Genomic DNA, 12,228 nt, shown 5'->3' with positions numbered 1-12,228 from the left:
GTTCCCCGCTAGAACCCGTCGCCGATGGTGCTGAGTCGCTTGATCCGCTCGACGAGGGGCGGGTGCGTGCTGAAGAGCCGAGCGACGGCCCCGGGCTTCAACGGGTCGGAGATCCACAGGTGCGCCATGGACGAGTTCTGCTTCGCCATGGGTCGACCGTAGGCGGCCAACTTGCCGAGCGCGCTCGCGAGGGCCTCAGGATGACGGGTGGTGAGCGCGCCCGTCGCATCCGCGAGGTACTCGCGCTGCCGCGAGATCGACAGCTGGACGAGCGTGGCCAGCAGTGGCGCCACGAGCATGGCGACGATCCCGATGATGAGCATGACCGGGTTGCCGCCGTTGTTGTTGTTGCGGTTGCCGCCGCCCCAGATCGTCATCCGGAGGAGCATGTCCGAGAGGAACCCGATCGCGACCACGAGACCGAACACGACCATCGAGACGCGGATGTCGTAGTTGCGGACGTGGCCGAGTTCGTGCGCCATGACGCCCTCGAGTTCGGCGTCGTTGAGGATCTCGAGGAGGCCGGTGGTCGCAGCCACCATGGCGTGCTCCGGATCGCGTCCCGTCGCGAAGGCGTTCGGTGCAGGATCGACGATGAGGTAGACCTCGGGCATCGGTGTGCCGGTGGTGATCGCGAGGTTCTCCACGATGCGATACAGCCGCGGATGGTCGGCGAGCTCGATGCGCTGCGCGCCCGTCATCGCGATCGCCTGGCGTCCGGCGAAGAAGTACTGGATGAGGGCGTAGACGACGGCGACGACCAGGACGACGATCGTGATCGTGAGGTTCCGGTACAGGTATCCGGCCAGCCACCCGAGCCCGCCGATGATCGCCAGGAAGACGATGAAGATCAGGACGGTGTTGCGCTTGTTCCGCGCGATCGCTCGGTACACCGGAGGGCGCTCAGGCGATCAGAACTGGACGCGCGGCGGTTCGGCGATCGCTGCGTTGTCGGTGACCTCGAAGAAGTCGCTCTCGGAGAAGCCGAGGCCCTTCGCGAAGAGGTTGTTCGGGAACACCTTGATCTTCGTGTTGAGTTCCCGGACCCCACCGTTGTAGAAGCGGCGTGACGCCTGGATCTTGTCCTCGGTGTCAACGATCTCCGATTGCAACTGCAGGAAGTTCTGGCTCGCCTGCAGCTGCGGGTAGGCCTCCGCGACGGCGAAGATGCTCTTCAGCGCCTGCTGCATGTGCGTCTCCGCCTCGCTCACCGCGGCCGGCCCCTGCGCCGTCAAGGTCTCGGCACGGGCCTTCGTGACGTTCTCGAACACCGCCTTCTCGTGGGCGGCGTAGCCCTTCACCGCCTCGATGAGGTTGGGGATGAGGTCGGCACGGCGCTTCAGCTGCACCGTGATGTCGCTCCAAGCCTCCTCGACGCGGACGTTCAGCGTCACGAGCGAGTTGTACGTCACCCAGAAGTAGATGCCGACGATGACGACCAGGGCGACGACGATGAGGACTGGGATCAGCCATTCCATGAGGATGGGCTCCTTGCGAATCGATGGAGAGCGGGTCAGTCCATTCTATCCGCGAGGCGCTGCAACCCTTGGGGACTTCGCAGGAAGCACGCAGCCGCCGTGCAGACAGCTCGCCTGCAGACGCCGCTCCGCCGTCAATCGCCGAGGACGCGCGCGAGGTACGGGTTGCCGAACACCCGGCCCGGGTCGAGACGGTCGCGAAGGGCGGCGAACTCGTCGAAGCGGGGGTACGCGCCTCGGAGGGAGGAGGCGTCCCGACGGTGCAGCTTGCCCCAGTGGGGCCGACCCCCGAGCTCCGTCATGATCGCCTCGACGGCCCGGAAGTACTCCCCCGGATCCTCTCGGAAGAACCGGTGGACGGCGACATACCCGGTCGCACGGCCCGAGGCCGTGGACAGCCAGAGCTCGTCGGAGGCAGCGACCCGCACCTCGATCGGGAACGAGATCCGCCACCCGCGTTCCTCGATGAGGGCTCGAACCCGCGCGAAGGCGGTCGGCAGATGCTCGAGCGGGACGGCGTACTCCATCTCGACGAACCGCACGGTCCGGCTGGTCGTGAACACCGCCGTCGACCGGTCGATGAACTCCCGATCGCCGACCAGCCGGTCGGCGAGCCGGTTCACGCGCGGGACCACGGCCGGCGCCACGACGCCGACGTTGCACAGCACGCGGTACACGCCGTTCGCGAGCAGGGTGTCGTCGACCCACCGTTCGACCGGACGGAGCGGGCGCACCGCGGAGTCACCCGGGAGCCGCACGTTCGTCTTCGTCAGGGCGGTCCCGGTGTGCGGGAACCAGTAGAACTCGAAGTGGTCGACGGCGGCGGCCCGAGCGAGCAACTCCGATAGCAGCCCGTCCAGCGGCTCGGGTCGCTCGACCGCATGCAGGACGAAGCCTGGGACGCACTGCAGGGTGACCTCGACCAGGATGCCGAGCGCACCGAGACCGAGCGCCAGCGCGGGCAGCAGCGCGGTCTCCTGCCCCTCGTCGGCGGTCAGCAGCTCACCGTCGGCGGTCACCATCACCACGCCGACCACCTGCGTGGCGATCCCGCCGAACGACGACCCCGTCCCGTGGGTCCCGGTGGAGATCGCGCCGGCGATGGACTGCCGGTCGATGTCGCCGAGGTTGGGCATCGCGAGCCCGTAGGGTTCGAGCAGTCGCGGGACGTCGTGGAGACGGGTCCCCGCCAGCAGCGTCACACGGCGGCGCTCCCGATCGACCCGCACCACACCGGACAGGGCGTCGAGTTCGAGCAGCACCCCGGGTGCCACGGCGATCCCGGTGAAACTGTGACCGGCGCCCACCGCCTTGATCGGCAGGCCGGCACCGGCTGCCGCACGGACGAGGCGCTGCACCGCGACGATCGACGCCGGGCGTTCGACGCGCACCGGTCGGACCCGTTCGGTGCGCGCCCAGTTCGTCCACACAACCGGACCGCGCATCAGATGAACCCCCGCCCTTCACCGCGGTACGTCGGAAGGACGGCCTCGACCCCGTCGTCACCGATCACGTGGAACGCGTCGACCCGCTCGCTGAGCTCGCCCGACTTGGTGTGTCGCAACCAGACGCGGTCGCCGAGTCGCAGTCCCGCCGCCGCCGCGCCGGCGACCGGAGTCTGGACCTCCCCCGCCATCTCGCGCGGGAGCATCCGCAGCCCCTCGGGCCAGGCGATCACCGGAAGCCGGTCCAGCCCGGGTGGCCCGGACGCGACCCAGCCGCCACCGAGGATGGTCGCGAGCTCGGCCGACGGCTTGCGGACCACGGACAGGCCGAAGGCAGCGGCGGGAGCCGGCGTGAAGGCGCGGTAGTGGTCGAAGAGGTGTCCGCCGAAGACGCCGCTGCCGGCGGCGATCTCCGTCACGGCGTCATCGGACGCGGTCAGTTCGAGCGACCCGGTCCCGCCGCCGTTCACGAACTCGAGGTCCGTCACCGCGCGCACCTCGGCGACGACGGCGGCGCGCCGCTCCCGGAGTTCCGCCCACGATCGCCGTTGGATCGCGCGGAGCGCAGCAGACCAGGCGGGCCGTCCTGCCAGGTCGTCGCCCTGCCCGGCGATCTGCGCCTCGTAGGCCATCACACCCACCAGTCGGAATCCCGGCCGTCGCTCGACGACCTCGGCGAGCGCCCGGACCGCGTCGGGGGTGCGGAGCGGCGAGCGGCGGACCCCGATGTGACCGAGCGCCGGCGTGCGGAAGGAGGCGTCCAGCTCGATGCAGACCCGGATCTCGGCGCGCCGCGCCGGCGGTACGACGCTGTCGACGAGGTCGAGGTGTTCGACGGAGTCGATCATGAGGGTGACGCTCCGAGCCGCCCGCTCGTCGGCGCCGAGCCGCTCGATCGCGCCGCGTTCCGCGGTCGGGTACCCGACCACGACGTCGTCGACGGTCTCCGCGAGCCAGAGCGCCTCCGCCAGGGAGTACGCGAGGACGCCCTCGTAGCCGGGCTGGCGGAGGAGGGCGTCGATGACGCCGCGCACGCGGATCGACTTGCTGGCGATGCGGATGGGTTTCCCTGCGGCCCGCCGGAGCAGGTCGTGGGTGTTGTACCGGAGCGCGCCGAGGTGCAGGACGGCCGCTGGCGAGTCGACGTGGGAGACCGCGCGTTCGATACCGCCCCAGTATCGCCTCGGGTCGAGCCACGGCGTCGGTTCGGTCACACGACCGCCCGCGGTCAGTTCAATTGACATCAGCGCACTCCTCTGACTCGGGTGACGGCGATCGCCCCGGCGACGGCACACGCCGCCGAGACGAGGTACAGCCCGGCGAATCCGCCGAGCCACGCGACGAGACCGGCGCCGATGAGCGGTGCGACGGCCTGCGGCACGGCCTGCGCGATGTTCATGATGCCGAGGTCCTTGCCGTGCGACGCGGGGTCCGGGAGCACCTGCGTGGCGAGCGCCTGGTCGACCGACATGAAGCAGCCGTAGCCGAGTCCGATCAACGCGGACGACACGAAGCCCATCGGGAGCGACGGCCAGATCGCGAGCAGGAGCGCGGCGAGGGCCTGCGACACGGACGCGGCGACGACGAAGGCCCGGCGGCGACCGAGCCGGTCGGAGAGGCGGCCGAGCAGGATCGAGGACGCGACCACGAACACGGTGTAGACGATCGTGACGAGCAGGAGGTCCGTCTCAGCATCGGCGTCACCGAGCCCGTACAGCAGGAAGTAGAAGAGCAGGGAGGTGCTGAACGCGTTGCCGAGGTTGACGAGCACGCGGCTGAGCATCGTCCAGGCGAAGTCCGGGTGCCGACGCGGTGAGACCCAGAGGCTCTCCAGGAGCGTCCGCGGGGTGAGCGGCGCGAGCCGCTCCCCCGCCGGGATCGGATCGGGCAGACGGAGGAAGGGCACGACGAGCGCGACGAGGATCACCGCGAGCGCGAGGTAGCCGACGAACGGCTGGGTGTCGAGGAGGAGCAGCAGGGCGATGCCGAGGATGACGCCCACGGCCTGGGGTGCGGAGATCCACCCGGAGACGAACCCGCGTCGCTCCACGGGGACCTGGTCGGAGATGGTCGCGGTGAGTGCCGCACCGAGCACGCAGAACCCGATGATCGCGAGGCACCAGCAGACGCCGATACCGACGACGTCGGTCTGCAGACCGAGCAGCACGAGTCCGAGGGCGAACAGGAGCGTCCCGGCGGCGATCCACGGTCGCCGCCGGCCGTACCGCGACCTGGTGCGGTCGGAGAGGGCGCCCGTCAGCGGGTAGACGACGATGGAGCAGAGCCCGGCGGCGCCCGCGACCAGCCCGAAGGCCACGACGCTGTCCACCCAGTGCTCGGGGGCGAGCCTGGCGTCGATCTGCGCGGGGAGCAGGAGCTGCAGGGGCGCGAGCTGGGCCATCCACACGCCCAACCAGGCGACGGCGAACGCGGCCACCCAGCGACCGCTGACGCGTCGGCCGGCCGTGGCGGTACCCGTGCCGCTCATCGCCGCCCTGCTTCGACCAGGTGCTCGAGACCGGGTGTCCGCATGGCGGAGAGACTCGGTGGCTCGTGCACCGCGGAGATCCTCGCCATGGCGACCCTTCCAGGTGCGCTCCCGGGTCGTACCGCTCCATCGCCACCGGCCCGCCTGGGGCAGACGACCCAGTCGGGCCAGTATGTCGGACGAGCGGTCGCGGCGCACCTGTCCGAGCCGGGCTCCGGTGCGGATCGCCCGGGAATTGTCGGCCGATCTGGCGCGGGAGGTTGACTTCGCGCGGCGATCTTGGGGGAATGGAGACGGTGACCGGGGAACACGCGCGCGCAAGAACAGGAGTCCGATCGAATCGCTCGATCGGACGCGTCGCGATCCTCCTCACCGGGTTCCTGCTCGCGGGGCTCTGGACCACGACGGTCGCCGCGCCCGCGTGGGCGACGCCCGAACCGCTTCCGGCTCCCAGCCCGAGCGACACCTCAGCCGCCCCGACGCCGCCGCCGCTCGACGGCCCCACCATCACCAGTCCGGCCACCGGTTCGTTCATCGGGAGCGGTTCCGCCATCGTCACCGGGACGAAGGACGCCGGGACCGGCATCCAACTCCGACTCGGCGACGGCATGGAACCGGCCTGCATCCTGCCGCAGGACGACGGCACGGACTGGTCCTGCTCGGTCGTCCTCCCGGACGGCGGCGGTATCTCGATCACCGCGGTCGAGGTCGGCGCCTCCGAGACCCTGTCCGCGCAGGTCTCCGTCTCCGCGCTCGGCCCGCCCACCATTACCGACGGCACCCCGAGTAACGGCGGTGTCCGCGGCACCGCCTACCCGGGCGCGACGGTGACCGTTCGTGCGGACTCCGGCGCCACGTGCAGTTTCGCGGCGGACAGCTCGGGCAGCTGGTTCTGCGTCCTGGGCGAGCCGCTGCCGGCCGGTGACCTCTCCGTCACCGCCACGCAGCAGGCGTCGTTCACGGGTGGTCGGCGTTCCGACGCCTCCGCTCCCATCGTCATCGCGATCGACCGGGACGCCCCCGCTCCCCCGGTCATGACCTCGCCGGTCGCCGGCCAGACCATGCCCTTGGCTGCGTCCACCTACGCCGGGACCGGCGAAGCGGGCGCGACCGTCACCGTGTTCGCCGACTCGACCTCCGTCTGCACGGCGGTCGTCGTCGACAGCTCCTGGACATGCTCGGGTGCCGGTGTCCCGGCCGGCGCGCACGTGGTCCTCGCCATCCAGCAGGACGCGGCGGGCAACACGAGCGGCGCGAGCACGCCCGTCACCCTCACCTTCGGGGACGCCGCCGGAGCACCAGCCACACCCGCACCCTCCTCACCGTCCCCGCTACCCACGGACGGCGCTTCGCCGTCCCCGGCCCCCGGGGGCCAGGCGCCGGGGACGCAGCAGCCGACACCGTCACCGAGCGGTGAGCCGACTCCCGGTGCCGCTCCTCCCGTCGGTGGTGGCGGTGGGCTCTGGTCCGGCTCGACCCCTTTCTCCCAGACGCTCTCCTCGACGATCGACGGCCGGGGTCAGCCCGTCTGGTGGCTCGCGGCCCTCCTCGCGCTCGCGGCGGTGGCCCTCGTCGCGGTCCCGGCGCGACTCCTCGCGACCTCGACCGCCGGTTGGCGGTCGGTGGTCGGCGAGCACCGACGCGCGCCGGTGACGGGGCGCAACCGGCCTCGGAGCGAGTTCGAGCGTCCGCCGTCCGTGCCGATGCCGAGCCGTCCGATCCTCGCCGTCGTCACCACGGTGCTCGCCGCCGGCATCCTGATGTTCGCGCACCCGGTCGTCGGACAGCCGGCCTACCTCCGGCTGTGGTTCGCGTCCGTGCTCGCGGTGGTCGCGATCAATGCAGCAGGGCTCCTCGCCCAGCTCGTCGTCGCCCGGCGCTCCGCACTGGGTCCGATGCGGGTCAGCATCCGGAGCGGTGGCCTTGTGACCGTCGGTGTCGTGACCGCGCTGTCGCGGCTCTTCGCGCTGCAACCGGCGTTGCTCTTCGCCCTCCTGGCTGATCTTCGTCCAGCCACCGGGCCGTCGTCCCAGGATGACCCGGACACGGCCTCACGCACGGTCACCCCCACTGTCGCGGTAGGCGTCTCGACGCGGACCGCCGGTCACCTCGCCCTGGCGAGAATCGCCGCCGCTGCAGGGATCGGCGCGCTCGCCTGGCTCGTGTCCGCGCTGGCCGGCGAGCCGAGCGGTGCTGTCGGCGCGATGCTCGTGGAGGCCGTGAACCTGACCGCGATCGCCGGGATCGGCTCGGCATCGATCGCGCTCCTCCCCCTGGGTCCGCTGGGCGGACGCGCCGTCCTCGACTGGTCCAAACCGGTGTGGCTCGGGAGCGCTTTCCTCGGCTTCACGCTCCTATTCGGACTCCTGGGTCCGACGGCGACGATGCCCGGCGCCACCGACACCCTCGTCGGGATCCTGCTCGGTGCGCTCGTGTTCGCGGCGATCGGTGCGGGCGCCTGGGCATGGCGTCGACACATCCGCCCGCTCCTCGACACGCACTGAGGTCGCCATAGCGTTTGCGGACGGCTCTGCTGGACGCGGTTCGGTCAGGTTGACGCGGAAGGAGCGTCAGCCCGCGTCTGCGGCTCGCTGGACGGGCAGGCCGCTGGCAGCCCACTCGGAGATGCCACCGGTGACGTTCACCGCGTCATAGCCCTGCTGTTCGAGGTACGCCGCAACCCGTGCGCTCCGGCCGCCGGAGTGACACATCACGTAGACCGTCTCCTCACGTGGGACCTCGTCGAGGTGGTCGAGGAAGGACGACATCGGCAGATGCCGTGCTCCGGCCACGCTCGCGACAGCGACCTCGTCGGCTTCACGGACATCGATGATGACGGCCTCGTCGAGCTTGCTCAGTTCGGTGGGGGTGATCTCCTGCATCGCTTCAGCCTACCCTCGCCTCGGCGCGCCGAGGCCGGATCTGACGGCGGGCAGGCGTGAGGGCGAGGTAACCCGAATACCTCGCCCTCACTTGAGGCGTCTAGCAACCGATCGACCAGGAAGCTTGCGGCTTCCGGGACCGGCTCACGGGTGACGCCCCCACTCGAAGGTAGCGGACCGCGGGCCCCTTCCGTGACGCGGACCGCCGTGTCGCGGCCCGGAAGGCGAACGTGGCGACCCCCGTTCGGGGGTGGGCAGTGACGACCGGAGGGGTCAGTGGGCGCTGTCGGGGTCGCGCGGAAGGTGGATCTCGCCCGGGTCGACGTCCACGTCGCCGACGTCGTCCGGCCCACCCGTGCCGGGGGCGACGTTGATCATGCCCGAGGCGATGTCGGGGTCACGGACGACCGGCTGCCCGTCGTCCTGCTTGGCTTCCGTCTCGGCTTCGCTCGAGGGGCTGTAGGTGCGGTCCTTGGTCGTCTGCTCTTCGTCGTTCAGGCCGGATTCGTTCGGAGTACTCATGCTCCGCACGCTACCGGCCACCGCGGTCCGCACCCGGCCCCTTGCAGGATCGCGAGGAACGTGCAGACCTCCGCGGGCCCTGGGATGGTTCCCGCTGCCCGCGATCAGTGCAAGCGGCGGAGCGACGCCGCGGCGACGACCGGCCGGGCTGCCTCGACGTACGCGGACAGCGTCTCGCGGAGCGCAGCGGCGTTGTCGTCGGTCAGATCGATCTCGTAGTTCTCGCCGTCGATGCCGAAGCGGACGGTCTCCCCCAACCCGCGCGGGATGTCGGAACCGTCGAGGTCGTCGATGAGCGTCGTGATCGTGCGGGTGGCCATGCGTCCATCCTCCCACCTCCCGCGATGGGATCGTCGTACCCCCGGTGGGGTTCGAACCCACACTGCGGCGATTTTAAGTCGCCTGCCTCTGCCAGTTGGGCTACGGGGGCGTGCCTCTCATCGTATCGAGGCGTGAGACGCCGAGAGGCGCATGTCCCGGCCGACCGGTGACATGCGCCTCTCGATGCGTGGAGCGGAACGCCCCAGCTGCACTACTTGCTCGCGCTGACGTCCTCTGCGGGCGTCGCGTAGGCCTGTGCGTCGTCGGCACCGGTCGGACCACCTGCGGCAGCGGCGGGAGCCTCGGCAGCGGGTGCTGCGGCCTCGGCCGGAGCGGCCTTGGGCTTGCGCTTGACGGGAGCCTTCCGAGCGGGCTTCTCGGCGGCTGCCGGCGCCGCCGGGGCAGCGGCTGGAGCCGCGGCGTCCGCCGGGGGCTTCGGGCGCGACGCGAACGTCTCGAACGCCTCGCGAGGCGTCTGGACGGCCTGCAGCGAGACGATGTCGCGTCCGAGCCAGAAGTTGTTCCACCAGCCACCGAAGACGCGGAACTTGCGCTCGAAGCTCGGCATGGCCAGACCGTGGTAGCCACGGTGCGCGAACCAGGCCGGGAGGCCCTTGATCGCCAGGTTGCCCGACTGGAACACACCGACGCCGATGCCGAGACCGGCGACCGCACCCATGTTCTTGTGGAAGTAGTTCTTCGGCTCCTCGCCACGGAGGACCGCGGTGATGTTCTTCGCGAGGAGCTTGCCCTGACGCACGGCGTGCTGCGCGTTCGGCACGCAGAACCCGCCGACACCGCCGCCGCTGAGGTCGGGGACCGCGGAGACGTCGCCGGCCGCCCAGGCACCCTCGACGATGTCGTCGTCGGTGCCGACGCGGAGGTCGGCGCGGGTCTTGATGCGGCCACGCTCCTCGACGGGGAGGTCGCCACCGCGGACGACACCCGGGTTCGCCATGACACCGGCGGTCCAGACGATGAGGTCGGATTCGAACGACTCACCCGTGGAGAGCTCGATCTTGCCGTCGACCGCGGACTGCAGCTGCGTGTCGAGGTGGACGAGCGCGCCGCGCTCAGCCAGGTTCTTGAGGACCCAGTGGCTCGTCTCGATCTTGACCTCGGGCATGATGCGCCCCATGGCCTCGATGAGGTGGAAGTGCGTGTCCTCGAAGGAGAGCTGCGGGTAGAACTTCAACAGCGAGCTGGCGAAGGAACGCAGCTCGGCGAAGACCTCGATACCGGCGAACCCGCCACCGACGACGGTGAACGTGAGCAGGCGGTCGCGCTCGGGACCGGCCGGCAGGTTGGCCGCCTTGTCGAAGTTGGAGAGCACGCGGTCGCGGATCGCGACGGCCTCCTCGATCGTCTTCAGACCGATCGCGGTGTCGGCGACGCCCGGGATGGGGAAGGTACGCGAGACGGCGCCGGCGGTGACGACGATGATGTCGTAGTCGACCTCCCACGGCTCGCCGATCTCGGGCGTGATCGTCGCCTTCTTCTCGGCGTGGTTGATGCCCGTGACCTTGGCGGTGATCACGTTGGTGGACTTCAGGTGACGACGCGGCGAGACGACCGCGTGACGCGGCTCGATGGAACCGGCGGCGACCTCGGGGAGGAACGGCTGGTAGGTCATGTACGGCAGCGGGTCGACCATGGTGACTTCGGCTTCGCCACGGCGAAGCTGCTTCTCGAGCTTCCAGGCGGTGTAGAACCCGGCGTAACCACCACCGACGATCAGAATTTTGGGCACGGCGAACGATCTCCTACGTCAAGACGATTGGTTCAGATCAATGTCTGAGAATATCGGAACAGAGTACTACTTCCGCAGTACCCGCTTGAAATGCCTGGTAGCGCCTATGACACCGAGCGCCACCAGGCTACCAGTTCCGAGCAGGAGCGCCAGCGGCAATGACCCGTAGAGCAGGGTGCTGGGCGTCGGTAGGAAGGGGTTCGCGCGGACCTCGACGGCCTCGCCCTCGGGGATCGCCGGTGGCTGCGGTTCCGGCGTCGGCCGGTAGAACCCGTCGGCCGGATCGGTGTCCTGCGGGGCGCGCCGGTAGAGCGTGATCCAGTCGGACAGCTGCTCCTCCGGAGACGTCGACGCCGGCCCGACGGTCGCGCTGACCGCCCGCTCGGCGTCGATGAGACCGGCACCGTAGATCGGACTCTGGGCGGAATCGCCCACCTGCTTCGCCGTGGCGGTCACCCGCTCGATGGTGTCGGCGGCGCTGAGGTCCGGCCACGCCGAGCGCACGAGCGCGACCAGCCCGGAGACGATCGGCGCCGCGCCACTCGTGCCCTGCCATTGCACGGAGGAACCGGCCGGCGTCACCCCGACGAGCTGCTCGCTCGGCGCCGCGACCGCGATCGTGATGCCCTGGCTCGAGGCGTCGAAACTCGCCGAACCCGTCCGGTCCACGCCGGCGACGGTCAGCACCCCGGGAATCGTGGCGGGGGCTCCGACCTCGACCGTCCCGCTCCCCCGGTTGCCCGCCGCGGCGACGACGACCACGTCGTGCGAGAAGGCGTACAGGAACGCGTCGTCCCAGCTCGTCGGCCAGTCGAGACTGTTGCGGGTGAGGGACATGTTGATGACGTCCGCACCGTTGTCGACGGCCCACCGGACGGCGGTGGCGATCTGCTCGTCCCAGGGCACGACCGTGGACCCCTCCGAGCCGAACCCGACGGAGACGGAGAGCAACCGGGCCTCCGGAGCGACACCGATGACGCCTGCGCCACCCGTCCGGCCGCGGCCCGCGATCATCGACGCGACGAGCGTCCCGTGCTCGCTCCCCTCGGACCCGACCGGGGTCCGTCCGTCGGCGCTGCCGAGACCGGAGACGTCGACGCCGCCCGCCACCGCACCGTTCAACTCCGTGGGACCGTCGGCGATCCCCGTGTCGATGACCGCGACGGTGACCCCGGCACCCTTCGTCGTCTCCCACGCCGTGGTGAACCCGTAGTCGCCGAGCCAGTACTGCATGTCGCGGACGGTGTCCGCTGAGGCTGGGAGTGCCGGCGTGACGACCAGGAGGACTGCCACCAGCGCACCCAGCGCGGGGCGCAGACCACGGAGACCACGCGGACCGCGT

General features: G+C 70.5%; 11 protein-coding genes and 1 tRNA gene. 1 reads left to right on the top strand and 11 read right to left on the bottom strand.

The genetic code is table 11. The annotated features are described in order from the left end of the window. Positions 1-8: 8 nt before the first annotated feature. The 5 genes from ITJ57_RS07630 to ITJ57_RS07610 form a co-directional block, all read right to left on the bottom strand. Positions 9-893, bottom strand: a complete 885-nt coding sequence (locus ITJ57_RS07630; RefSeq protein ID WP_194669517.1) for a M48 family metalloprotease — start codon at positions 891-893, stop codon at positions 9-11. An 18-nt stretch (positions 894-911) separates the two neighbouring features. Continuing rightward, positions 912-1,478, bottom strand: a complete 567-nt coding sequence (locus ITJ57_RS07625; RefSeq protein ID WP_056007430.1) for a LemA family protein — start codon at positions 1,476-1,478, stop codon at positions 912-914. Between the two features lie 134 nt (positions 1,479-1,612). After that, positions 1,613-2,923, bottom strand: a complete 1,311-nt coding sequence (locus ITJ57_RS07620; protein WP_194669516.1) for a D-arabinono-1,4-lactone oxidase — start codon at positions 2,921-2,923, stop codon at positions 1,613-1,615. Then, positions 2,923-4,167: an alanine racemase gene (locus ITJ57_RS07615; protein WP_194669515.1), complete on the bottom strand. Its 1,245-nt coding sequence runs from the start codon at positions 4,165-4,167 to the stop codon at positions 2,923-2,925. Before ITJ57_RS07615 ends, ITJ57_RS07620 begins: the two co-directional genes overlap by 1 nt. Continuing rightward, entirely contained in the window at positions 4,167-5,411 is a 1,245-nt protein-coding gene (locus ITJ57_RS07610; protein WP_194669514.1) for an MFS transporter, read from the bottom strand. The genes ITJ57_RS07615 and ITJ57_RS07610 overlap by 1 nt, the downstream gene beginning before the upstream one ends. A 287-nt stretch (positions 5,412-5,698) precedes the next feature. Between ITJ57_RS07610 and ITJ57_RS07605 the strand changes: the two genes are divergently transcribed. After that, entirely contained in the window at positions 5,699-7,915 is a 2,217-nt protein-coding gene (locus ITJ57_RS07605; protein WP_194669513.1) for an Ig-like domain repeat protein, read from the top strand. A 66-nt stretch (positions 7,916-7,981) separates the two neighbouring features. Here ITJ57_RS07605 and ITJ57_RS07600 read toward each other — a convergent pair whose 3' ends face one another. From ITJ57_RS07600 to ITJ57_RS07575, 6 genes are all read right to left on the bottom strand, one after another. Next, positions 7,982-8,293, bottom strand: coding sequence for a rhodanese-like domain-containing protein (locus tag ITJ57_RS07600; protein ID WP_194669512.1), 312 nt, complete (start codon positions 8,291-8,293; stop codon positions 7,982-7,984). Positions 8,294-8,566: 273 nt separating this feature from the next. Beyond that, positions 8,567-8,815 (bottom strand): hypothetical protein, encoded by a 249-nt coding sequence (locus ITJ57_RS07595; RefSeq protein WP_194669511.1) that lies wholly within the window; start codon positions 8,813-8,815, stop codon positions 8,567-8,569. A gap of 104 nt (positions 8,816-8,919) precedes the next feature. After that, on the bottom strand, positions 8,920-9,135 hold the full coding sequence (locus tag ITJ57_RS07590) for an Lsr2 family protein (protein ID WP_194669510.1): 216 nt from the start codon (positions 9,133-9,135) through the stop codon (positions 8,920-8,922). A 36-nt stretch (positions 9,136-9,171) separates the two neighbouring features. Continuing rightward, positions 9,172-9,245 (bottom strand) — tRNA-Leu (locus tag ITJ57_RS07585). A gap of 102 nt (positions 9,246-9,347) precedes the next feature. Further along, complete coding sequence (locus ITJ57_RS07580) at positions 9,348-10,886, bottom strand: NAD(P)/FAD-dependent oxidoreductase (RefSeq protein ID WP_194669509.1); 1,539 nt, start codon at positions 10,884-10,886, stop codon at positions 9,348-9,350. Between the two features lie 66 nt (positions 10,887-10,952). Then, positions 10,953-12,179: a S8 family serine peptidase gene (locus tag ITJ57_RS07575; RefSeq protein ID WP_370582261.1), complete on the bottom strand. Its 1,227-nt coding sequence runs from the start codon at positions 12,177-12,179 to the stop codon at positions 10,953-10,955. Positions 12,180-12,228: the final 49 nt, after the last annotated feature.

Origin of the sequence: Plantibacter sp. VKM Ac-2880 (assembly GCF_015351235.1) — a bacterium.
GTDB lineage: Bacteria > Actinomycetota > Actinomycetes > Actinomycetales > Microbacteriaceae > Plantibacter.
The sequence above is the reverse complement of the archived record's forward strand: the minus strand, read 5'-3'. Positions and strand labels throughout refer to the sequence as shown.